20 protein-coding genes are annotated in these 24,942 nt (G+C 34.2%); 12 read left to right on the top strand and 8 right to left on the bottom strand.

The features are described from left to right. The first annotated feature begins 10 nt into the window (after nt 1-10). Together C4B60_RS20995 and tatC are read left to right on the top strand one after the other, a co-directional pair. Nucleotides 11-184, top strand: a complete 174-nt coding sequence (locus C4B60_RS20995; protein WP_104059925.1) for a twin-arginine translocase TatA/TatE family subunit — start codon at nt 11-13, stop codon at nt 182-184. An 18-nt stretch (nt 185-202) separates the two neighbouring features. After that, entirely contained in the window at nt 203-1,009 is an 807-nt protein-coding gene (gene tatC, locus C4B60_RS20990; protein ID WP_104059924.1) for a twin-arginine translocase subunit TatC, read from the top strand. Between the two features lie 4 nt (nt 1,010-1,013). Here tatC and C4B60_RS20985 read toward each other — a convergent pair whose 3' ends face one another. Both C4B60_RS20985 and C4B60_RS20980 read right to left on the bottom strand, forming a co-directional pair. Then, nucleotides 1,014-1,217 (bottom strand): YdiK family protein, encoded by a 204-nt coding sequence (locus C4B60_RS20985; RefSeq protein ID WP_104059923.1) that lies wholly within the window; start codon nt 1,215-1,217, stop codon nt 1,014-1,016. Next, nucleotides 1,214-1,963 (bottom strand): CPBP family intramembrane glutamic endopeptidase, encoded by a 750-nt coding sequence (locus tag C4B60_RS20980; protein ID WP_104059922.1) that lies wholly within the window; start codon nt 1,961-1,963, stop codon nt 1,214-1,216. Before C4B60_RS20980 ends, C4B60_RS20985 begins: the two co-directional genes overlap by 4 nt. Nucleotides 1,964-2,209: 246 nt before the next feature. Between C4B60_RS20980 and groES the strand changes: the two genes are divergently transcribed. Together groES and groL are read left to right on the top strand one after the other, a co-directional pair. Next, the gene (gene groES, locus C4B60_RS20975; RefSeq protein WP_104059921.1) at nt 2,210-2,494 is read left to right on the top strand and encodes a co-chaperone GroES; all 285 of its coding nucleotides are present in this window, start codon (nt 2,210-2,212) and stop codon (nt 2,492-2,494) included. Nucleotides 2,495-2,582: 88 nt separating this feature from the next. Continuing rightward, the gene (groL, locus tag C4B60_RS20970) at nt 2,583-4,214 is read left to right on the top strand and encodes a chaperonin GroEL (RefSeq protein WP_104059920.1); all 1,632 of its coding nucleotides are present in this window, start codon (nt 2,583-2,585) and stop codon (nt 4,212-4,214) included. A 94-nt stretch (nt 4,215-4,308) separates the two neighbouring features. Here groL and C4B60_RS20965 read toward each other — a convergent pair whose 3' ends face one another. Beyond that, nucleotides 4,309-5,469, bottom strand: a complete 1,161-nt coding sequence (locus C4B60_RS20965) for a site-specific integrase (RefSeq protein ID WP_104059919.1) — start codon at nt 5,467-5,469, stop codon at nt 4,309-4,311. A gap of 13 nt (nt 5,470-5,482) precedes the next feature. Then, complete coding sequence (locus C4B60_RS20960) at nt 5,483-5,839, bottom strand: hypothetical protein (RefSeq protein ID WP_104059918.1); 357 nt, start codon at nt 5,837-5,839, stop codon at nt 5,483-5,485. A gap of 18 nt (nt 5,840-5,857) precedes the next feature. On the opposite strand from C4B60_RS20960, the gene C4B60_RS21575 reads away from it, so the two are divergent. From C4B60_RS21575 to C4B60_RS20920, 8 genes are all read left to right on the top strand, one after another. Next, nucleotides 5,858-6,031 (top strand): hypothetical protein, encoded by a 174-nt coding sequence (locus tag C4B60_RS21575; RefSeq protein WP_167578725.1) that lies wholly within the window; start codon nt 5,858-5,860, stop codon nt 6,029-6,031. Between the two features lie 1,062 nt (nt 6,032-7,093). Next, on the top strand, nt 7,094-8,098 hold the full coding sequence (locus C4B60_RS20955) for a DUF927 domain-containing protein (RefSeq protein WP_104059917.1): 1,005 nt from the start codon (nt 7,094-7,096) through the stop codon (nt 8,096-8,098). 80 nt (nt 8,099-8,178) lie between these two features. Continuing rightward, nucleotides 8,179-8,589 (top strand): hypothetical protein, encoded by a 411-nt coding sequence (locus C4B60_RS20950; RefSeq protein ID WP_104059916.1) that lies wholly within the window; start codon nt 8,179-8,181, stop codon nt 8,587-8,589. A gap of 513 nt (nt 8,590-9,102) precedes the next feature. After that, nucleotides 9,103-12,996 (top strand): KAP family P-loop NTPase fold protein, encoded by a 3,894-nt coding sequence (locus C4B60_RS20945; protein ID WP_104059915.1) that lies wholly within the window; start codon nt 9,103-9,105, stop codon nt 12,994-12,996. A gap of 1,160 nt (nt 12,997-14,156) precedes the next feature. Next, nucleotides 14,157-14,951 carry a hypothetical protein gene (locus C4B60_RS20940; RefSeq protein ID WP_104059914.1) on the top strand — a complete coding sequence of 265 codons (795 nt, stop codon included), beginning with the start codon at nt 14,157-14,159 and terminating at the stop codon, nt 14,949-14,951. 1,565 nt (nt 14,952-16,516) lie between these two features. Next, on the top strand, nt 16,517-17,290 hold the full coding sequence (locus C4B60_RS20930) for a Shedu anti-phage system protein SduA domain-containing protein (RefSeq protein WP_245154071.1): 774 nt from the start codon (nt 16,517-16,519) through the stop codon (nt 17,288-17,290). A gap of 95 nt (nt 17,291-17,385) precedes the next feature. Continuing rightward, a complete protein-coding gene (locus C4B60_RS20925) occupies nt 17,386-19,440 on the top strand; it encodes an ATP-dependent nuclease (RefSeq protein WP_104059911.1) in 2,055 nt (684 codons plus the stop codon). A 5-nt stretch (nt 19,441-19,445) separates the two neighbouring features. Further along, nucleotides 19,446-21,284 carry a UvrD-helicase domain-containing protein gene (locus tag C4B60_RS20920; RefSeq protein ID WP_104059910.1) on the top strand — a complete coding sequence of 613 codons (1,839 nt, stop codon included), beginning with the start codon at nt 19,446-19,448 and terminating at the stop codon, nt 21,282-21,284. Between the two features lie 283 nt (nt 21,285-21,567). On the opposite strand, the gene C4B60_RS20915 is transcribed toward C4B60_RS20920, so the two are convergent. The 4 genes from C4B60_RS20915 to istA all read right to left on the bottom strand — a co-directional run bounded on the left by C4B60_RS20915 (nt 21,568) and on the right by istA (nt 24,810). Continuing rightward, nucleotides 21,568-21,795 carry a hypothetical protein gene (locus C4B60_RS20915; protein ID WP_104059909.1) on the bottom strand — a complete coding sequence of 76 codons (228 nt, stop codon included), beginning with the start codon at nt 21,793-21,795 and terminating at the stop codon, nt 21,568-21,570. Nucleotides 21,796-22,028: 233 nt separating this feature from the next. Then, a complete protein-coding gene (locus tag C4B60_RS20910) occupies nt 22,029-22,436 on the bottom strand; it encodes a hypothetical protein (RefSeq protein ID WP_104059908.1) in 408 nt (135 codons plus the stop codon). 65 nt (nt 22,437-22,501) lie between these two features. Next, nucleotides 22,502-23,266 (bottom strand): IS21-like element IS643 family helper ATPase IstB, encoded by a 765-nt coding sequence (istB, locus tag C4B60_RS20905; RefSeq protein WP_104055485.1) that lies wholly within the window; start codon nt 23,264-23,266, stop codon nt 22,502-22,504. Further along, nucleotides 23,266-24,810, bottom strand: a complete 1,545-nt coding sequence (gene istA / locus C4B60_RS20900) for an IS21 family transposase (RefSeq protein ID WP_104056617.1) — start codon at nt 24,808-24,810, stop codon at nt 23,266-23,268. Before istA ends, istB begins: the two co-directional genes overlap by 1 nt. Nucleotides 24,811-24,942 lie beyond the last annotated feature (132 nt).

Genomic DNA, 24,942 nt, shown 5'->3' with positions numbered 1-24,942 from the left:
GTGCATCACCATGCCAGGTCCAATGAGCCTAGTCATCATCGCTATTGTTGCCCTTTTGATTTTTGGTCCGAAAAAACTGCCGGAATTAGGGAAAGCTGCCGGAAGCACACTTCGTGAATTCAAAGATGCCACAAAAGGCCTTGCTGATGACGATGAAGATAAGAAGGAAGAGAAGAAGCACTAAAAACGGGATGGTGGCCATATGAACGAGAAAGATATGTCCGTCCATGATCATATAAATGAAATAAGAAAACGACTCATCATTGTGGTCGTTTTCTTTGTCTTTGCGATTGCGGTGGGGTTTTTCCTTGCAGAGCCGCTTATGCGGTTCCTACAATCCTCTGATGAAGCACAGCAAATGACGCTTAACGCATTCCGGGTAACAGATCCTGTAAAAATCTATTTCCAGATCATTTTATTCGTTGCGTTTATCATGACGGCTCCGTTAATTTTGTACCAGCTCTGGTCCTTTGTCAGCCCCGGACTTTTAGAACGGGAGAGAAAGGTAACCTTAAGCTATATACCTGCTTCAGCGATACTGTTTTTAGCAGGACTTGCATTTGCTTACTTTATTTTATTTCCATTTGTTGTCCGGTTCATGATGAATCTTTCCGATAAACTCGATATTCAGCAGGTCATCGGCATCAACGAATTTTTTCAATTCCTATTCCAAATGACGATCCCGTTCGGCTTTTTATTTCAGCTGCCGGTGATTATGCTTTTTGTGACACGGCTTGGACTTGTCACACCGATGCAGCTAGCGAAGGTCAGAAAGTATGCATACTTCGTGTTGATCGTCGTGGCAGCCTTTGTGACGCCGCCGGATATTTTCTCCCATATGCTTGTAACCGTTCCGCTTTTGGTGCTGTATGAAATCAGTTTGTGGATTGCACGAATTGGCTACCGGAAAGCGCAGAAAGCAGAAGCGAAGCAGCGGGAGCTTGATGAAATCGAACGAAGAGAACGCATTGACCGGGAATTAGCTAAACAAAAAAGTAGCGGAGACTAATCCGCTACTTTTTTTCGTTCATATACCGCTTAATTTTAAAGTGAAGCGCAATCAGCCGGATGCCGGCACCGATATCATACGTGGCAAACAAAATGAAGAGATACGCAAAAAATCCCCAGCCATTTGTGTTTACACTATTGACGGCAAAATACGTAAATGCAGCGCCAAGCAAAAGATAAAAAATCCCGTGTGTTAAAGGCTTTCTCATAGAATCCCACCTGCCAATACCCGAAGGATAATAAACGCCGCTTCATTCATTTCCATAATCCGCTCAATCTGATCTGCAAACACAAACTGAACCATTACAACAAAGCTGTTGATGGCAATATGGGCAATGATCGGCACAATAATCCGCTTTGTCTTCGCATATAGAAATGCAAAAGCAAAGCCCATGGCCGTATAAATTAATATGTGGGTAAAATCAAGATGAATCGCAGCAAAAATAATCGCACTCACGATTCCTGAAATAAAGAAGTTATATCGGCGGTACAGCCATCCGAAAATAACGCCGCGGAATACAATCTCCTCTAGAATCGGACCGAAAATCGCAATCGCAAACGCGGCAATTGGAACGTACGACAGCAGGCTGATAATATCCGCTGTATTGTCCGATCCCGGTTCAATGCCAATCGCTGTTTCAATGAGGACGGCGATCATTTGGCTGAAGAACGCGATAAAAATCCCCGCAATCGACCATACCACAGCCATCCCTGCATTTGATTTTTCACCTGGAAGGTCAAGCACACCCTTTTGACGTCTTAGTAAAAAGAAGACCACGATCAGCGCAACTAAAAAGCTGAAGAAGATCCAGTACCCTGTCGCAAGGTTTATGAGAATGTTCGGCTCGATGTCGGTCATATTCTGCCCAAGCATATAAAGAAGCGGGGCGCCGACCAGTCCGGAAAGCTGCATCACAATGTATGCAATCAGTATAAAAATGAAGGTTCGTTTCACATGTCTGCTCCTTTTAACGATAATTTCTCGACTGCACGAAAAGAAATGCCGATAGTATTTATTCTACTAATAATTATGTGCCTCATCAAATGTAATCACTCAGGATGAGGGTCAGAATATGTCGGAAAAAAGTAGAGGTTTCTGCTTGCAAAAAAAAGTGGAATTCTTTATTATAATAATTGTGTTAGCACTCGATGAGTTAGAGTGCTAATAAATCAGAACATAATCTTAAGGAGGTTGTTTCACTTGTTAAAACCATTAGGTGATCGCGTAGTAATTGAGTTGGTAGAGTCAGAGGAAAAAACATCCAGCGGAATTGTCCTTCCAGACAGTGCGAAAGAAAAGCCGCAGGAAGGCCGTGTTGTCGCAGTTGGTACAGGCCGTGTGACAGACAGCGGAGAGAAAGTGGCGCTTGAAGTCTCTGTTGAAGACCGCATCATCTTCTCGAAATACGCTGGAACAGAAGTGAAATACCAGGGCGCAGAATACCTGATCCTTCGTGAAAGCGACATCTTAGCTGTACTTGGCTAAGCGCTTTTAACCCCTATACTTAGAATAACACAATAACCCAAAATACATTCAGGCTAAATAGCCTTGAGAAAATAGGAGGAACCTTACTATGGCTAAAGACATTAAATTTAGTGAAGAAGCTCGCCGTTCCATGCTTCGCGGTGTGGACCAGCTTGCAAACGCAGTAAAGGTAACACTTGGACCAAAAGGACGCAACGTGGTTCTTGAAAAGAAATTCGGCTCACCTCTTATCACCAATGACGGTGTAACGATCGCAAAAGAAATCGAGCTTGAAGATGCATTCGAAAACATGGGTGCTAAGCTTGTAGCGGAAGTAGCAAGCAAAACAAACGAAATCGCCGGTGACGGTACAACGACAGCAACGGTTCTTGCTCAGGCAATGATCCGTGAAGGCCTTAAAAACGTAACAGCTGGTGCAAACCCTGTTGGCGTTCGTAAGGGGATTGAAAAAGCAGTTATCGTGGCTCTTGAGGAGCTTAAATCCATCTCAAAGCCAATCGCAAGCAAAGAATCCATCGCACAGGTTGCATCGATCTCAGCTTCCGATGAAGAAGTTGGCCAATTGATTGCTGAAGCAATGGAGCGCGTTGGAAACGACGGTGTTATCACCATCGAAGAATCACGTGGATTCACAACTGAGCTTGATGTAGTAGAAGGTATGCAATTCGACCGCGGATATGCATCTCCTTATATGGTAACTGATTCAGATAAAATGGAAGCAGTACTTGAAAATCCATATATCTTAATAACAGATAAAAAGATCGGCAACATCCAGGAAGTCCTTCCAGTGCTTGAGCAGGTTGTACAGCAAGGCAAGCCGCTTCTAATCGTTGCTGAAGACGTAGAAGGCGAAGCACTTGCTACATTAGTAGTAAACAAGCTTCGTGGTACATTCAACGCAGTAGCAGTTAAAGCTCCAGGCTTCGGTGACCGCCGTAAAGCAATGCTTGAAGACCTAGCTGTTCTAACTGGCGCTGAAGTAATTACTGAAGACCTTGGTCTTGATCTTAAATCAGCTAACGTTTCTCAACTTGGACGCGCAGCGAAGGTTGTAGTAACAAAAGAAAACACAACGATCGTTGAAGGATCTGGCGAAGCGGATAAAATCGGCTCCCGCGTAGGTCAAATCCGTGCTCAGCTTGAAGAAACTACTTCTGAATTCGACAAAGAAAAACTACAGGAGCGTCTTGCTAAACTAGCTGGCGGTGTTGCAGTGATCAAAGTCGGAGCAGCAACGGAAACAGAATTGAAAGAGCGTAAACTACGCATCGAGGACGCCCTGAACTCAACACGTGCAGCGGTTGAAGAAGGAATCGTATCCGGTGGTGGTACAGCACTTGTTAATGTATACAACAAAGTCGCTTCTATTGAAGCTGAAGGCGATGTGTCAACAGGAATTAATATCGTTCTTCGTGCACTTGAAGAGCCTATCCGTCAAATTGCACACAACGCAGGTCTTGAAGGCTCCATCATCGTTGAGCGCCTGAAGAAAGAAGAAATCGGCATCGGTTTCAACGCAGCCAACGGCGAATGGGTCAACATGATCGACACAGGTATCGTAGACCCAACAAAAGTTACGCGTTCTGCACTTCAAAACGCAGCATCCGTAGCAGCCATGTTCCTCACAACAGAAGCAGTCGTAGCTGACATTCCAGAAGAGAATGCCGGCGGCGGAATGCCTGACATGGGCGGCATGGGTGGAATGGGCGGCATGATGTAATCATCGCCCAGAACCCTTGATAGTAGAGAGGTTATGAGGTTTTGAAATACGAATTGCTAACTTCGGTTAATTTTTTATAACTGAATAATACTAATTAGAGAAGGCCTTTTGTAAGTTCGCTGAACTTATGAGAGGTCTTTTCTTCTATATTTTTGGTCATGTGAGCATAGATATTCATGGTTGTATTGATATCTGAATGACCTAGTCGTTCTTGAATCTCCTTTAAGCCAGCTCCTGCTTCTATTAGAAGAGAAGTATGCGTGTGTCGGAAGCTATGAGGGGTAATGTGCTTATTAATCTCAAGCTTTTTAAGTAACCTCTGGAGACGGATCGCTACAAATTTCATAACTATGGGGTAACCATTGTTGTCTGCAAAAATAAAACTTGAATCCTGATATAACAAACGTTGTTTCATCTTTAAGACAGCTTGTTCTCGTTTATGTGCCTTAAATAACTGGATTAATTCTTCATCAATGACAATTGTCCGAATCGATTTTTTGGTTTTTGGGGTTAACAATTCGTACCCAGTCTTCACATTGTTCGGGTTATAGTAAGTTTTTGTAATTCGTATTGCTTTTTTTGTAAAATCAATATCTGTCCACTTTAATGCATGTAACTCACCTACACGCATGCCTGTGTAAGCCAATGTCACAAAACATAAGTAATCTAGATAAAGACCTTCTTCTTTCGTAACCGTTAAAAACTCCTTTAATTCTACTAGCTCCAGAAACTTTTCTTGAATGTTTTCCTGCTCAATATCCTCAACAGTGACTTGCTTCTTTGGCATAACAAAGCCTTCTGTAGGGTTTACCTTCAATAAATCTTTCCTTATAGCGTGTTTGAAGATCATATTGCCAGTTGTGTGAATACTGTCAATGTAGTTATGACTGAACTGTAGGCTTAATTCGTTTATTCGAGACTGATACATGTGCTTTGAGATCTTCTTTAAGGGAATGTTTGCCCAAGCTGATACAAGATGCTTCATTGCGATCCTTCGTGCTCGAACACTGCTTACTTTTACCTGAGTGGCATAGTAGTCGACCCATTGAAGTGCAAAGTCTTCAAAGGTAATGTTACTTTCAAGAAAAACTCCACCATTAGAAATTGAATTCTCCACTTTACCAGCTGCAAGTTGAGCTTCTTTCTTCGTTTTAAAACCTGACTTAGTGATTTGTCTGCGTTTACCTGTTATTGGATCTCTTGCTACGTTTACAATGTAAGCCCATTTGCCACCACGTTTTAAGATGTGCGCCAATATTTCACCTCCTTTAATCTTCTAAAAGTAATTTTAACATCGTTCTCACTTTTTCAATCTCTTTGTCTGTAATTACACGACCTTTATATAGAAGCTGGTAGTCTGATTGGTGGACTAAATGATTTAAGTCAAAAAAATTATGAATGATTTCTTCTTTTGTATAGTAAGTTTGTTTTTCTTTACTGTTCTTTTTGAAATATATATCTAATAAATCTTCATTTTCATTTTTTATTAGCTCATTAGAGGTAGCCATAAAGCCAGCAGCTTTCATTAAAACAAAATAATCAACATCTAATCCAGAAGCGATTTTCTTAATTGTGTCTGGCTGAGGAGTGTCTCTAGCGAAGTTTTCTTTATGAACTCTAAGCAATTAGCATCATACTTAAATATGTCTTGGAACTCGATTTGTACACATTTATTGTATGAAGAAGAGTTTCCTAAAATCAGGCTTGGCAGCAAGTGGTTGTTTAACAAGAAGGATGTTCAGCTGTATATGCAAAAATATTATGATGAGGTGAAAAATAACGGTGGAGATATTCTGAAATACAAAAAGAAAGGATGAATGACGTTTTGAGAGTTTGTGAGAAGCAATCTACAATAAAAAAAAGCCCATCAACTCACTGCAATGAGTTAATAGGCGCAAAAACATACTACACATCTATTTTAATGCCTAAAAAGGATTTAATCAATCCATGGATGAGGGAGGTCTATTCATGAGATCTGCCTATTATACAGAAATAATAAACTCAGTATTTCCGAATGCAAAAATTATTAAGTGTCAAGGTTATATGAACGGTAATACTCAATACAACGCAGCAAAGAAACCACTTGGTTCCTATTTAAAAAAAGAATCATTAACAGAAGCTGAAATCAATGCTCACTTAACCATTGGCGGATGGATTGGGGTGCTGATTCCAAAAGGATACATTGTTATTGATTTAGATGACCTTGGCCAAGCATCATACTTAATTCAATTGCTGAATGGAGAAATGGTTAAGCATCATTTAATTAAAACACCGAGAGGGTATCAGTTTGTTTTCAAGGCAACGACTACTGCCAACGTTAATGTAAAGATGATCAGTCACTTCAATACCTCTATTGGTATTGTTATTGACACTAGAGTAGGGACAACAAATAGCTTTATTGTCTTTCCAACCGATAATACTGAAAATCGCTTTCTTGTTGAAGTGAAGGATGAATTAGATGAGCTTCCTGACTATCTAAGACCAGTGTGGAATGCTTCTAAAACTAAGGATTATTACTTTCCAGTACCGATGGAAGTCGGCTCTCGTAATCAGTCTCTTTATGATCTTGGGAGGCGATTAAAGTCTATCGGGTTATCAATGGACCAGATCAATACTAGTATGTTATTGGTATACAAATATTTTTGTGTTAATAAAGATAATTTTACTTTGAGTGAAGTTATAGCATCGGTGACAAGTATAGGGAATTTAGAACCTATTATAAGAAAAAAAGCTACTAATAGAGATTTTAATGAACAGAATTCTTTTTTGATCCCTGATCCTTATTTTGTGAAAGATGAATCTCTTTATAAAAAAGAAAAGAAGAAAATCGATGGTTTATTCCAGGAAACTCATACGTTTATTAGCAGGAATGTCCATATATCACAAAGTACTTTGAACATATCGAAAGAAGTGAGGTTCATTACGAACTTTATTGGAAAAACAATGGAAGAGAATTTAAAGAAACGGTTTTCGCTAGCACAATTGCTTCTAAACGAGAAATATTGTCCCTTGCAGATAAAGGGCTAAGTTGTAATGACTCCAATTCAAAGCACTTGATCGAGTTCTTAGATCTGTTTATAGCAACCAATGATATACCGAAAATACGAATGGTAAATAGATTAGGTAAAACTAATAAAGAATTTATTAACCCTCTGGCTAAAAATGATATTCATGTATTACCTAGCGATATCGGAGAAGAACAGCTATATCAAGCCATTAAGAAAAATGGAACTACGGAGGATTGGATAAAATCCGTGTTTAATTTAGTTAGAAACCACCCTAAAGCTGTTTTTCCGATTATTGCATCATTTGCTTCAGTCGTTTTACATGAATTCAATATGAAGCCAATCGTTGTAGATATTTCAGGAAGCTCTAGTAGTGGGAAGAGTGGTTTCTTAAGAATGTGTGCATCGGTATGGGGAGAACCGGAAAGTTACATTGGCACCTTCAACACTACCCTTGTAGCTATCGAAAGGAGATCGGCATTTCTAAACTCTTTTCCACAAATACTAGATGATTCCAATGGTGTACATGACGTGAAAATGATCCAGCCATTAATCTATCAATATGTAAATAATACTGGTAAGCAAAGAGGGAGTATTAATGGGAGTCAATTCACTGACTCTTGGAACTCTCTCATGATTACTTCTGGTGAAAATGAGATCGTCGCATACGTGAATGCACAAGGTGTATCTGCAAGAGTTCTTTTAATTTCAAATTTTTCATTGCCAGGAGAAAGTTCCGAATTGTTAGCAGATATTTATTCTTCAATTCGGGAGTATTATGGAACTATTGGTATTGAATTTTTAAAGCGTTGGTCAGCAAAAAGAGAACATTATTTGAATTTATACGCTGAAGTTGATAACCAATATAAGCAGTATTAGGTAATGTGGAAAACGATATTTTTCGCAGGTTATCTAGACATTTTTAATTTTTAGTTTTCATTGGAAAGGTGTTGAATGAAATGTTTTATAAAGAGGGAATGAATATTGAGATAGAAGCACTCAATAAATTGTTTATTGAGATGGGTAAGAATAACAAATCCCTGGACTTGCCTCTGGTAGAGTTACAAGATGCGTTAGAGGAAATTGATGCTAACCGTAATAAGCTTTACTCGGAATATGAACCACAAGGACAAATCAACGCATTCTATCATAACGGAGAGTTCTATTTTGCCCCAGCCTATTTAAAAGAAAAGTTAGGAATAAACGAAAAACAAATAAGAAGTATTTGGATGCAGAGAGGCTTAACTGAAACATATATAAATAGAAATAATCAGGTCGATTATAAAGTAATTAAAAAGAATAAAAGAACTTTTCGAGCTATTCTTGTAAAAAAACATGCGTTAGAGCAGCTAGGGTTTGATTTTAGCTGATATCTTTAGTTACAGAGGTTACTTAAGGGTACACAACAGGTGTAACTTCTAGAAGTCATTACCATCAGTTATCAGAATGTATTATTACTTAGTTACATAGTTACATAGTTACACTACATTAAAGGATACTCTATAAACAAACGTTCATTAGTTTTTAATAGATATTAATTTAGTATAGAGGGTTAAATTCTATGTAACTTTGTAACCTGAAAAAAATCGACTAAAAACCTTATCATTAAAAGGTTTTACTGGTTACTAATGGAGTAATTTGAATGAAACCTTGTGTATCTATTAGAATTTTAATAAATAATTAAATTGCTTCAAAAATAGTAATTTACAATACGTAAAATGAATTAATAAGGGTTACACGAGAATCAATACTTTCTTGTGTAACCCTTATTATATTGGTAGAATTAGGTACTATAAGACTATTAAATTTATATTATCTTGATAAAATACAAATAGATAAACCAGTTATTAAAAATTTATACAGTACTTAAGGAGTTGAAGGGTTTGACGATAGATAAAGAGCAATTTTTCTTAAAAGATACAGCATTGATGGACAAGGAGAACGATGCATTTCATCATGAAGACTATGTTAGAAATTTGAAGAAAATAATATTGGAGCACGATCCCCCTTATAACATTGCATTAATTGGAAGATGGGGAGTCGGTAAATCTTCAATTATTAACTTATTAAAAAAAGAGTTAGATGGAAAACCGGAGATTGTAACGCATGAAATTAATGCTTGGAAATATGAAAATGATTCACTGAAAAAGGCATTTCTAAAGAATCTTTATAGAAGTTTTAATCCTAACAAAGATGTAAGTATGTTCACACTTTTTGCAGAAAGTCTCCGCAAAGTTACTGGAGATATAACACATGAGACTAGACCTCTTTCCCCTTCCCAAACGGTAAAAAACTTTATTCCATTATTATCAAGTTTTTTTGTTGTGTTTTTAATGTCTTCACTGGCAGTGCTGTTAGTTCTGTTTGCTTGGGCAGGTATTAATGCTATTTTTAGTTCAAATACTTTTGTCTCTAACGCAACAAATGCCTACACTATATTTTTAGAAAACATTTGGTTAGCCATTATAATAGTCCCTTTATTAAAAACTTTTCAGGATATTTCTAAAACAGCTTTTCAATACAATAATTCAGAAGTTAAATTAGTTAAACCTATTGAAACAGCAGATGAGTATGAAGATTTGTTCAAGAGGGAGATAGAGAATTATAAAGTTACGCATCCAAAGTTTAAGAAATTAGTAGTAATAGTTGACGATTTAGATAGATTAACAACTAAAAAAGTTGTTTCAGCACTTGATGCTATTAAAGCTTTTGTTGAAATCAATGAATGTATATTTATAGTGACTTGCGACGAAAATATTTTGATTAACGCCTTAGAAAAAGAAAAATTAAATAAATCATTGGATGTTGATGGAGAACTATTTTTAGATAAGTTGTTTCATTTTAGAATATCGTTACCACCTATCATTGAGAGAGATATGAGTGAATTTGCTTTTGAAATTACAAAACAGGAAGCTCCAGGTCTTGTTAGAGCATGTAATGGGCAATTTGATGAGATAACTAATATTCTTATTCACGCGGGCGTTAGTACTCCGAGACAAGTAAAAAAGTTAATGAATACCTTTGCAAATAATTTACTAATTGCTAGAGCAAGAGAAGAAGATGGTCGAAAACTGGAAGATAAATTACTTACAAATAATTCGGGATTGAAATATCTTGCAAAAATTTCTGTTATACAGTCTGATTATAATGATGTTTATTTAGAATTAGTAAAAGATTTTAACTATTTAGAAGATTTGTTGAGGTTTTATCAATTTGAAGAAGATGAGATTGATGATACATTGGAGATTAACCAGTCTGTGAAAAAGTTCTTTAACAATAAAAGCTCTGTTTATCAAATCAAACCCCATTTTGAAGGATTAATGAATTTTCTATCAAAGACACAACATATTACTGTTGATAATGTAGCTCCCTTTATTTATTTAGGTCAAGACGCTATAGGCTTAAATGCTGGAGATGAAAAGCAACGTCTGATTACACAAAGTTTAACAAGTGGTAATGAAAAAGCTGTTATTGATATGCTTCAAGAATCTAAGGAAAATATTTATTTGGTACACGCAATTATAGAAATAATTAAACAATCATCTATAAAAGACCTACCTTCAGTCCTAAAAGCCTCAGTTCATTTGATAAATGTAATAGAAGAAGATAAAAAAGAGTTTGCAAATGTAATTTCACAAAGATTAAATACTACTGATTTAACAAAAATTCGTTTTTGGCAAATGAATCTAAAAAACCTAGTTGATATTTATCGTGTAGCAGATAATGATAAAGGAATCGAATTAGGCTTATTAACTGCGTTAAGAGACCTTTTTTCAAAAACCAATTGGAAGAATTCTTCGGGAAAGGAAATGGGTGATGATGAGTTTATAACAAAAATTAATGAAGTTTTTACTATATTGTTCAATGTAGAAGAAGAGTTGTCAATTTCCATAAAAGAACAAATGAAAAATTTTCTCGGGAATTTAAATGATGAATATAATTTCTATAGTTTTGAATATATTCACGAACTATATGTAAGTAATATAAGTTTATTTGATAACTATTTCGGTATCCCTTTTTATAGCCAATTAATAAGTGACATGGAAAATGCAACAGACGAACAATTATCTTCAGAAATAGATACGTTTAAAGAAATAGCACCTAAAATTAGAGAGCAAGATCCAATTCTATTCATTGGATCATTACCTGTTGTAATAGATTCAATGGGCAAGAATGAACATACTCTAAGCGTATTAGAGCTATTATTACCTGTAATAGAAGATATTAACGCAGATCAAGCTTCTTCAATTGTAGAAGCTGTCAGTTATTTTACTTTTGATGATAATCAGATAAACAGTGCTATGAAAATTTTGAGGAAAATTCCATTTAACTTAAATGGAAACGAAAGTTTGGTTGAGCATCTGGATGAATTTATTTTGAAACACATTAGTGATCAAGGTATAAAATCTGTAAATGAAATGTCTAATTTGATTAATTACGCATTAGAAAGAAACGAAATGGATTTTGCTATTTACCAACAATCTTTCAATCATTTTTTAGAAAATATATTAAGCACATCTAATAATGATTGGCTTTTAAAAGATTTTAGTATTTATTTTTCTAGTAAACAAAGGGTTGCCTTGTTTAACAAAATCAATCCAGTTATTCAGTTTAGTACTTACAACCCTAAATTATCTGAGAGAGTATTTACGCTGTTTTCAATTCTAATAAATGATGAGAACAACGCTTCTTATATTGAAGGGGTTATGAATAAAGGTATTACAGAGTTTAAACAAAATAGATGGAACCAAAATATAAATTGGACAAATGATTTTATAAATTTATTTACGATTGCTTCAAAAGTAATAGAGGAATCTGATATGAGTAGCTTTTTGAGCGTATTAGAAGGTCCTGTAACACAAAACGGACGGACAGATTTAGTTATTACAGCCTTAAGAAAAATTGGAGAATTTGTACCTCCAAACAAAGTAGTAAGTCTTAGAACATATTGTATTGATAATGCAGCATCAGATCACTCGAAACTTGATGCGTTTGATTTTTTAAAAACAACTAATAAATACGCTACAAAAGAAAATGAAAATTTATCAGAGTATGTAAGCTTCTTGGTTACAAATTTTCATTTGAATATAGAGTCCTTTTTGAGTGAACTACATTCCCGTTTTTCATTAATAGGGAAGGATAAAATTTTACATTTATTGAAAACTGCTGCTGGTTTAGAAAAAGAGAAGTTAGAGTTAAACTTGCCAATAGTAAATTATACTGTAGAGAAATTTTTTATGGCTTTAGAAAATAAAGAAAGGGAAGGAGTTTTAATAAGTGTAATTAATGGAGAGTTTAAAATTAATTTTATAGAAAGTATATTACTAGATTCATTAAATAGTAATCTTACAACAACATTATTAAATGGGGTCCTTACATCAAAAGACATACAAAATAAAGAGTCAAAAATGGCATTGTTGGAGATTTGTGAAAGTACTCAAAATAGTAATGATAAAAGTAGTTTAACAAATCTAATTATAGATATGTTAAAAGAGACTGAAGAAGATGATGATTATATTATTAAGGTCTGTGATGTTCTAATTAATCAATATAGTACTTTCCGTTTCAACCATGAGAAAAAACGTGTGGCTAACCAAGTTGTTTGGACGTTTAGAAATGTGAATAACGTGGCCAAAGAAAGACTCTTAGAGGTTGGTAAAACATTTTTACTCAAGGATGCTTTTGTGGAGGCTCTAAAAAGTAAATCTCTATCAGATGAAGAAGCCGATATGGTTGAAAAATATTATAAGATTCGTAAAAAGAAAAACCTTTTCTGAAATTTTAAAAACTAGGTGAATATTTTTTAGTGTGATACAGAATTATAGATTTGTGTTTAATCAATTTGCGTCTACGTCAAAATTAATCTTTTGAGTCTGCACACTCAAAAGATTAATTTTATTTTAGTATTATACTGAGAATTTTATCTCTTCAAACAAAGAGGTATCTCTCTATTTGCAGTAATTTAGTTAATAACACCGTCCCACTGTAAATATTACTTATTCCAAAAAACGAAACAAGGTTATGTAATAAATAAGTACTGAAGATTTATTCTTCCCAAAACTTCATATCTATATATATTTTTAGATCAGCTGTTACTTTATCCTGTTTTAATAAATGCCTATAAGGTTCTCCTGCTTTACTATTAACTCTTAGTACTTTAACTTGATTATTGATCCGATCTAAAATTTCATTTTATTGTGAAGTAATTGTTAAAGATAATTACAATCTAACTTAACAAAAGGCATTAGCTATTGTACTTTAATATTTATTATATAATTATCGAAATGAACTTAGGAGAGGTTTTTACTATGAAAAAGAATATAGACGAATATAATTTAAATTTAATAATTTCGAGGGTCCTCTGAAGTGACATTATGTTTTATTATAGTCATTTTGAGGGTACTATGAGGGCACTCTGCTCAATAAAACATGATATTAAGTAAACACTAGGCTTTGCCCAGTCTATCACCCTCAGTGATAGCAGTTTTCCCTTATGCTCTTTCTACTTGTATACATTTAATTGCTTTAGAGGAATATGAAGTGGCGGTTGGGTATTCCTAGAAAAAGTATTTCTATGCTTTGCAAGGTTGGGAGTCTGTCTAGGAACTTATCAAGTCAATTGTAGAAGAATTTGATCCACGCTTAGTTCTATGAAGTATGTTGATTTTTACTAGTAAACATGCCACTGAATGGAGTGTTTAGGTAAGCCACCTCTAAAAGAATTAAGTGTAGATGTAGAACCACATAGAACATTTTATGATGAAATAGAAACATTAATTAAGGATTCAAAAGTAGGAAGAGTGAATACACTAAAGCAAAAAGCACAATATATGAAGTTTTAAGAAAAATGATTTTATAAAATCTCCTTTTATATAATTCCATATGTGATTACTATAAAAATTCAAGATAAAACATTAATCATCGAAAGGGGTATAAAATGGATAAGAAGAAAAAACTGGAGTTTATAGGTAAAAACACAGACCAATATTTGCAAATCCAAAAAAGAACTTTAGAATCTAGATTGGATAAGATTGATTTGTCTAAAGATAAACATGCTGAAATAATAAAAGGGGAAACGCTTAAAAATGTAAGGGATAAAGGGCTGTCTCTGTTAGGTCCAATGGGAGACGTAATTAATACAGTTATTACTTGGAATGATGATATTAATCAAAATATTAATGAAGCTAAAAAAATGATTTTGTTAGAGCAATATTTTACCCAATCTGATGAACACTCAATAGCCATTCAACAACTACAATCGTTTATTACTAACCCACAAGGCAATACTTTATTTAATAAAATATTGCGTATAGTAGATGACTCACCTCCAGATCCAGAATTAACATATCATCTTTCTAATGTTTTAAAGAAAATTATAGAAGATGGAAACTTTGAAGAACTTTTTGAAAAACATAAATATGCTTTAGGGCAAATAGAGAGGTTGACTCCTCAAGCAATTACAATTATTGCTGATTATTCTAACTGGCCACCTATTAGACTTACAACATCAATCGCATTTGGACCTAAAGTTACATCAGATTTCTATATGGAGTTCACAACTGCATATAGCCAATCTAAAAGTATTACTGATACAAATAAAATTAAAAGAATACAACACTCAGTTGTTGAAATTCAAAACCTAGGTCTAATGTATGCATACCGTGCAGAGAATGATATGACTAAATGTCAGCTTACTGATATAGGTCAAGAGTTATTAAATTACATCAATTAATAAAAATAATAAGCTAAAAAATGAACAAATGCTACCTATCTTCACAAAACATATCCAGATGAGTTGCTGTAGTCAGCTATTGTGCTTTATCACTTTTATAGTGGCAATCTTGATAGTAATTATACGTTAGAAGAGTTATTTGACAGTCGCTCTATGGTATCAAATGCAGAGATTGGTAGCCATTTCTCTTTTTTGGCAGAGAAGTTAGATTCTCTCTATTCTGTGGAATCGTTATTAGCAAAACACACAATTTTACTATGCTCCTTTTTTATCAAAGCAAAGCCAGCAGAATTTTAGAGGACTTAAAAGGAAGTCGTCAGGCGCTATATACAAGACTAGAATTGGTGGCAGGAAGTATCTATCGCAAGGATGGATTATATTTCTGTGCATCTTGTGCTATAACTGACGCAAAGCTTTATGGAGAACCATATGTTCATCAAGAACACCAACTACTAAGAATAGATTATTGTCCACATGAAGAAATACCACTTAGAAAATACCCCATAACAAGTAATAGTCGAATAGAATATGTTCGATTTGAATAAAATTTATCCTCAAAAAGAAATCTCTATTCATTTAGCAAAATATGCATACAAAATAATAAATTTGCCTTTTCATGTCCTTTTCAGAGAACTAATCAATGCTAAGTATCGAGCATTATTGCGAGAGCGTAATTTTTTTTCAGCTTCAAATAAGATTCATCAGCAGGATATCTATCAGGATTTCAAACATAAGCTCTCTAGCGGCTTTTAGAGCATTATGAAAGAGTTAAAATAGATGAATATAATTAGTTTAAGGTACTGACGCCGAATTCAAAACGTCATGCGCACCCATTCCGACATGTGCTATTTTTATATTTCCTGCAACAGGATATTTCTCTTATTAGAAACAACTGAAGATATTAAATCTTTTGATAAAGGTTCTTGTCCTTATTTAAACAAGGCTGCGTCACATTATAAAAAGTTCGTTATCGCAGATGTTGTTGTAACGAGAGATTATAAGTTAACACCCCGTTAGAAATTGGACGTGGAAAAGTGTTTGGAGATGTCTGGATGGAAAAATTGAAATCACTGGCATAGCAAAATCTGAGGATTAGAGTATTAGCAAGAGAATTAGGAGGGGATTCTAAAACTATAAAAAGGTATTTACTTGAAAATGTCGAAATAAAGAAAATAGAGAGTAATCATGATGACTTAATTACTTATAAAAGAGATATTTATTGAAAAACATCAGAAGTTATCCCGTATAGCTTTGAGAAAGATATATCCGAAGCAATATATGTATTTACATCTTCATGAGAAGGAGTGGCTTAACTCAGCTTTGCTTATATTTCAGACTGGAGACACCAATATGATCAGTTACTGAGTAATCTTGTTAATAGGAGTGGTAGTTGGACAGGTGATTCATTGAGATGGTTTGAAAGAGGGGGTTAATGTCATAAAAGCTAAACATAGTTCAAAAAGTATCCAGTAGGGCAGAAACCATAAAAGCTAAATTGAATGGCTAAATAAATTTAACTAGAGGGAGAAGTAGTGGTGAAGTTATACAATAGAGACTATAACATATTGACTAAAGAAGAAATACTAGAATGGAAAAGAGTCAAAAATAGCGAAAAAGACGGCATACTTTTTGGGAGGATAAATAAATTCAGAGAGTATCCTAAAGCAGCTAGGCATTACTCAACGCTTTTCCCCAATAATTATTTAGACATACAGGAATTAAAAAATGAAGAGTACATATCTAAAGTATCTCAAAAATTTCTAGAAAAAATTAACGAACAGAATGTAAATGAACGGCAAATTCTAAATTTCATTAATAACAATCAATATTATCTTATTATAGCATCCTTGTTCAATTTATATGACTTTGGACATCATGACGCTTATTTGTTTAAAGAGTTTCCTCTAGGAAATTCATATGTCGTTGATTATCTCTTAGTCGGCAAGGGGTCTGGTGGATATGAGTTTATATTTGTAGAACTAGAAAAACCTAGTGAGAGGATTTTTGTTAAAAGTGGTGATTTGGGTGATACTTTTACAAAAGGTTTACGTCAGATAGCAAATTGGAAGAGATGGTGTGAAAATCATTTTTTAAGTTTACGAGAGACTTTTGATAAATGCAGAAGTAAAAGTGCTGATCTTCCATCTGAATTTTTTTCGAGTGACTCTACTAGGCGACATTATGTAGTTATTGCCGGGCGAAGAAAAGATTTTGAAAAGAATTCTGAAATTACATATACGATCAGACACGAAAAGAGAAAGAATGAAGCGATTCAACTTTTACACTATGATAATCTGTATGATCTTGCTAGAAGAATAAGTGGGAAGGACTCATATTGAAGTGTTCATAAGTGGAAACTAAAAAATGAGCTTTTTTTATAATTAATTGAAATAAAATTTTTATATACATTAAAAATTATAATAAGGAGTTTCTTATGAAATTAACAAAAATGATATTGAAGAATTATCGTAGTTTTGGACCAGAATCCTCTACTATTAATATTACAGATCTAACAGCATTTATAGGACACAATAGTGCTGGTAAAACGGCAATTCTTAGTGCACTTCAAAAAATGTTCGGAGACAGTAAGATAAATAAAGCAGATTTTCATATTCCATTTGATAAATCATCAGAAGAAATAGAAAAAAATAGTTTATCTATTGAAGTTCATTTCGAATTTTTTAAACAGAATGAAAATGCAGATAGTTATGCAATTCCTATATATTTTGAAAATTTTATAGTGAATGAAGAAGGCGCTAACCCCTACATTGCTATGCGTCTAGAAGCTAGTTTGGAAAGAGGAAATGATCCCGAAGGTATTATAGACTACAAATTTTATTATGTAGTGCAAGATGAAGGGGACGAGAGTAACAACCTTAAGCAATTATCAATTCATGATAAATCGAAAATAAAAGTTATATACATACCTGCTGTAAGGAATCCTTCAGAACAACTAAAAAATGCTACGGGAACGATTCTTTGGAGAATATTAAAACAAATTAATTGGAAAGAAATAGATAAATCATTAGTTAATAAGAAGATTGAAGAGTTAGATAGTCAGGTATCTAATCAAGAAGGTATTTCTATGATACAAAGAATTATCTCTTCTCAATGGAAAAATTACCACAATGACGCTAGATATAAAGAAGCTAACATAAATTTTGGTAGTAACGATTTGGATACAATTTTAAAGAAATTAGACGTAGAATTTACACCATCGCATACTGAAAAAGCGTTTAAAGTGAACGATTTAGGTGATGGACTGAAATCTTTATTTTATTTAACTTTAATCGACTCTCTCTTAGAATTAGAAAATACAGCAATAGAGGAAATAAAACGAAATATTGTTAAAGAAAAAAGAATTTTAAATGTTGACCCTCCTGCATTGACGTTAGTTTTAGTCGAAGAACCAGAAAATCATGTTAGTCCGCATCTATTAGGTAAGGTTATCAAAAACCTTAAAAGTATACAAAGTCATAATAATGCTCAAATATTAATTACTTCTCATAACCCAACTATTATAAAAAGGATTGAACCGACTGAGATTAGACACTTAAGAATTGATAAGAAAACTAGTACTACTGTTGTGAAGGAAATTATGTTGCCGAATAAACAAGATATGGCTTATAAATACGTCAAAGAAGCAGTTAGAGCTTATCCAGAACTTTATTTTTCTTCATTGGTAATTTTGGGTGAGGGGGATAGTGAAGAAATACTTTTACAAAAATTTTTACACCTTCATACAGACGATCTAGACTCAGTAGGTATCTCTATTGTGCCTCTAGGAGGGCGACATGTAAATCATTTTTGGAAGCTTTTAAACCAGTTAGGTATTCCTTTTATTACATTATTAGACTTGGACAGAGAGCGTGATGGAGGGGGTTGGGGAAGGATAAAATATGCTTTAAATCAGTTGATTGAAAATGGGGTAAAGAAAGAAGTTATTTTAAAATTGAAGAACGAAAATATTCTATCTGATAGTGCACTGGAAAATATGCATACTCGGAATTTGAAAACAGAAAAAGATATCAAAATATTAAAAGCATGGGTTACAAGGCTTGAAAATTATAATATCTACTTCTCTTACCCTCTGGATATTGATTTTATAATGATTGAACATTATTTAGATTCTTATTTGATGACTCTGAGTGATGGAGAAGGCCCTCTAATTAAAATAGATGAGAATGAAAAACAAAAACGTATTCATAATCTTAATGATGAAGAAAAGAAAAAAGCAGTTTATGTAAAAAGAATAGAAGACAGTGTTAAAAAAACACTTAAGGAAAATGGCGGTAATGGAGAAACATATAGTGATATACAAAAAGAATTAATGATTTGGTATAACTATTTCTTTTTAACTAGAGGCAAACCTGTAACCCATTTGCAAGCATTAAATTACATTGAAGATGCAAAATTAATTGAGCATATGCCAGAGGTATTTAGACGTTTATCAGAAAAAGCTAGGACAATAATTAAAGTAGAGGAATGATGTAAATGGTGGTTTCTCTTAAAGAATGGCAGCCAACTGATGGGCTGGTTTTAGAAGACGAAGCCTTAAAAGCTGTAAAGGATTTAAAAAACTCATTGGTAGTTGCTGGTCCAGGTGCGGGAAAAACAGAACTGCTTGCTCAAAAAGCATGTTGTTTATTAGAAACTAATAGCTGTAACAATCCGAAGAGAATTTTGGCAATTAGCTTTAAGAAAGATGCAGCGTCTAATTTGAAAGAACGTGTTAGTTTAAGGTTATCTAATCAACTTGAAAATAGGTTCACGTCTCAAACATTTGATTCATTTGCTAAAAGTATACTAGATAGATTTTTAAGTGCATTACCAGAAGAGTATAGACCTAATAAGGATTATGAAATAGTTGATAAACAACAAAATGAGATCGTAAAAGCATTTGCCAAATATAATGTTTTTCTTAATAATAAACATTTAAAAAAGTATTATTTTAATTACTTAATTAGTGAGAAATTGCCGGTTGAAAAAGGTAGTTTAAATGAAAACGTATGGAAGTTTTTATTGAGGGGTGATGAAAACAATAAAGCTACCTTAAGTTTTCCGATGATTACGCTTTTAGCAATATACATTTTAGAAAATAACCCACTCATATTAATGTCATTAAGAGAAACTTACAGTCATTTGTTTTTAGATGAATTTCAAGATACTACAGGGTTGCAATATGAGTTGGTAAGCGTTTGTTTTATTAATACTAATACTTCTATTACTGCAGTAGGAGATAATAGGCAAAGAATAATGATCTGGGCTGGTGCGAAAAGGGATATTTTTGAGTCCTATAAACATGATTTTAAATCTATAGAATATACTTTAAAAATGAACCATAGGTCTGCACCTAGATTACTAGAAATACAAAAAATCGTAAATAATTATTTACAGGATAGCCCCTTTACACCAATTCCTAATCCGAAATGGTCTAAAAATGATGGTATAGCAGAAATATGGTATTTTTCTGATTCTAAAAATGAAGCTAAAATGATAGCTTTAAAGATTAAGGATTTGATACAAAATTATAATGTTTGTGCTAATGATATTTGTATAATTGTAAAACAAACTGTTGATAAGTATGCAAAATCAATAGTTGAAGAGTTAAGAATATTAAATATTAATGCTAGAAATGAAACTGTTTTTCAAGATTTATTAAAAGAAGATGTAGTACACCTTATTATTAATACGTTGAAGTCTGCATTAGATACTAGTAATAGTAATTCATGGCTATCAATATGGAATTCAAAAATATTTTTCGAAGGAATGCAGGGGACAAAAAATGAATATATTTTTGATAAACTTAGAGAAGAAGTAAAACAATCTTTGAAGATAATACTAGGAAAGTTGTCTTCCGTAACTAGTGTGGATGAACTAAGAATGCTATTTATTGAGATTATAAATTTTTATGATTTAAATAAAATTAGAAAATATTATCCTCAATATTCCCAAGGAACATATATAAATAAATTGAGAGAGAATTTAGAAGAGTATCTGTATCAATATTTTCAAGAAACAAATGATTGGTTATTGGCCATCTCTGTTTTTGAAGGAAAAGATTCAATACCAATAATGACTATTCATAAAAGTAAAGGTTTGGAGTACGAATCAGTATTTTTTATAGGATTTGATGATAAGGCTTTTTGGAGTTTTTCTGAACAAGAACAAGAAGATACTTGTACCTTTTTTGTAGGTTTATCAAGAGCTAAAAGATATCTATATTTTACATTTTCAGAAAAACGTCAATGGACATATTGTAGCAATAAAAATATCTCGATTTTATATCAAATGTTAAGTGAGTCTAAAGTGGTTGAAGAGCTAAATCTCTAATTTCAAACCACCATTAAAAAAACTCATTTTATCAATCTCTTTTTAAAAATGAGTTCTTTTGGTTATGGAGTATAATACAACTTTAAAGGTTGCTTTACATCTTTACCAAATACAAAACCTGTGCGAAGAACAGGTGAATCCATTCTGTAATGGCAAATCGATTCCTTCAACTTGGCGGTGTCCAATTCGATAGCCTAATGCTATCTAAGAAAGAATCCGTAAAACCTTCTTGAGTTTATTTATCAAATCATACTACAAGCAAAATTAGCATCAAAAGGTAGGTCTATTCTTCTGTAAGTTCTACTATAAGATTTGTCATTTTCTCCATCGCTATAATATTTCTCTCGATAATTATTTCTAATCTGTTTTCTTTTTCACTTTGTATCTGTTCATAAGCTGCCTTTTCAATTATTGCTTTTAAAAATAATTGTCTAGAAATATTTTTCTTTTTGGCTATTTCGTCTAATTTTTTTATTGCAATTGGGTCCACATTTCTTATTAGTATCTCCATACTTATTTCACTCCTTATATTTTTAGAATAAATTTATATTGGGGGTGGAAACAGTTAGAAAGAGCATAAGGAAAAACTGCCCCCAACTACGTTGTGAGACTAGGCAAAGCCTAGTGTTTTAATGGGTACAATAAAAATTTCTAAATGTCCGCTTTGTGTCCACTTTATGTCCGCTTTTGATTTTCTATAAAAAGAGGAAGAGAGGTTAATTTCTCTTCCTTTTAAATAAACTTTTAGCCATTTCCCCTTCGATATTTCTCTCTATAATCTGCAATGTTTTTCTTCAAACTTTCACCGGTATTTCGTGCAATCTCATAGGTTCTCTTTGCACTTTTAACACTTGCTTTGCTGCGGATGTTATCTGAAACAACTTGACCAAAGTGACGGTTTTGTTTTTCTTGTAGTAAGGGGTTTGATAAATTATAGTTTCCTGAATCTTGTTTGAAGGTACTAAGATTTTGAGCTCCAGTTGCTAAATCTCTTTGTTCTGGTTTAGTGAAATCGTTGACCGAAGAATTATTTTGATTGCTCTTGCCTGAAGATTCACCATTAGTTTTAGTTGGATAGTCTTTCTGTTTTTGACTAGATGGTCGATTGTTTTTCTTGTTGTCTGTTGGGTATAAACGTTTTGATTCGTTCATGCGGCTTACATTTCTTCTTGTTGTAGACGTCAAGTCGAATTTTACACTTTTTGCTCGTTTCCTTTTTACACTTTTGCTGAAAAAATGCTTTTCCGGTTTTTCATACGATGACTCTCCTCGTTTTCACCACCATGGATGACTTCCACACGATGAAGTAAGCGATCTAAAATAGCTGTTGTAATCCCTTGATCACCAATTAAATTACCCCATTCATCTGGACTTTTATTTGAAGTCAGGATGATCGAACTTCGTTCGTATAAATGATTAATCAAATGAAAGAACAAGTTTGCTTCTCTCTGATCCATGGCCATATACATTAAATCATCGATGATCACAAGATCGGCATTTCTCATTCTTTTGAGTTGAACTTTAGATTTATTCAAATATTCTTCTGATTTTAGTAGCTGCACAAGTTCACCCATTGTAGCGAAATAAACATTGAACCCTCTGTATACAGCTTCAAGTCCAAGCCCAATTGCGATGTATGTTTTTCCAATGCCGGGGGGACCTAGAAGAATTAAATTGTACTGTTGCTCTAGCCAGCTTAATTCTCGAAGTTGAGAAAGCTGACGAGCCGTCAGAACGTTTTGTCCTTTCAACTCAAACTCATCTAACGACTTCACGAAAGGGAAGCGTGCCCATTTCATTCTCTTTTCAAGGCTTTTCGCTTCACGTTTGGCTAATTCATATCGAGTGATAGACTCTAAAAATTCCAAGTAGGTCCATGATGCTTTTTCAGCTTCGCGAAGAAGCTGTGGCAGCTCCTCCGCAGTCTCTGATAAACGTAACTGACGGAATAGATCTTGTAGTTCATGTACAGTCTTATTCATCAGCTTCTACCTCCTAAAATGCTGGTATAGGCATTTAGAGAACGGGTAGAGGCTTTGATATGAGAATGTTTTGGTAGAATGGTATGCAAGGATTGTACCTCTTCATTTGGTCCGTCTCGCAATGTATCAAGGTGATGGGCAATATCACGAAAATCATTCGCATTGTATAATTTCTCTGTCAGGCACTTGGTCAAAACAGTATCAATTAACGCTGGATATCGTTGAATGATCTTATTGATAATCACAAATTGATCTCGACGATACCTTGGGTATCTTTGACTAATCTCATCTAAATAAGTAGTTGCCTGAATCTGATCTTCAAAGTAAGAGATGAGGTGTTGCTTAAACTCTTCAACCCCTTTGGAGCGATCACGGGTATGATGACGGTTTTGAATAAGTTTTCCTTTTTCTAAGCTAATCATATGCTCGGCAATGACATCACCTTTTGCTTCTCTGCGAATGACAAGGGTCTGATAATCTTCGTCCTTCACTTCAATCCACACAAGATTTTCACTCATTGTTTGATAAGTCCCTAATGGGACGGAATAACGGTTTGATTTGTATCGGATCGTATTGTCCTTGCTTACACTTCTTGTTATACTTTGGTTATTGGTACTTTCATATGAAAGTAATGAAGAGACTGGCTGTAAGTGTTGCTTTTCGAGGAGAAACACTTCTGCTGGTCTTTTTTTCGTTGTCTGGTGAACCTTATGGTTTCCAGTACGTACGAGCCATTGTCTTGCTCGTTCATTCCAGTCTTCTATGTCGCTAAACACACGACTGTCTGAGAAATTGCCTTTTACGTATTTCACTACATTTTCAATCATACCTTTAGATTCTGGGTCAGCTCTTCTGCACAGATAAACGTTAAATTTTCGTTCATTTACATAGCTTTGAAACTCAGTTGTTAAAAGCAGCTGTCCCGCATTTTCACTCACTGCGATCAAGTTATCCTGGTCATAGACGATTTCTTCTGTTCGTCCTCCATAGAACTGAAATGCATTTTCATGGCAGCGAATCGCATCTCTTGTGGTGAAAGGATGGGTCTGCCATTCCGTATATTTTTGTCTGGAGTGGGCCAATACAAAGGCAATAAAGTACAGTTTGATTTCTTTGTTGTCAGTCGTTTTCTGTCTTGTGATCCCCCAGTCGACCTGAAGTTGTTTACCCATCGGTTGTTCTGGAACAGCTTCGTATTGACGGACAGTAACCTCTTTCTCAATCTGATAGACTTCTCGAATATCTTTCACATACGCTCTCATCGTACTTTCACCGACCAGGAGGTCGGGATATCTCTCCAAAAGCCAATCATAAATTTGGGCACTACTCAAGTGAGGATACTCTTCCAGCCAGGCTAGTATCCAGTCTTTATAAAGATCTAGTTTTTTCTTCTTCCCCAAAGGCTGCTCCGTGTATGTTTTTGCTTCCTCAAATGTCATGCCTAAATACTTATAGACAGTCGGTCTTGAAATCTTCAGCTCCTTAGCGATTTGTGCTATTTTAAACTTTCTCTTATGTAATTCATGAATCTTTATGTATAACACTAACTTCTCCTCCAAAATCCTAACCTCCAGTAAAATAACGTCACGCTCTATTTTACTAAAGTAGTAGGTTGATTGAGCAAAAGTGTAAAATCCTATCGAGCAAAAACTGTCAACTTTATTCTAGCGTTTACA

This window comes from Jeotgalibacillus proteolyticus (assembly GCF_002926065.1).
Taxonomy (GTDB): Bacteria; Bacillota; Bacilli; order Bacillales; family Jeotgalibacillaceae; genus Jeotgalibacillus; species Jeotgalibacillus proteolyticus.
The sequence above is the reverse complement of the archived record's forward strand: the minus strand, read 5'-3'. Positions and strand labels throughout refer to the sequence as shown.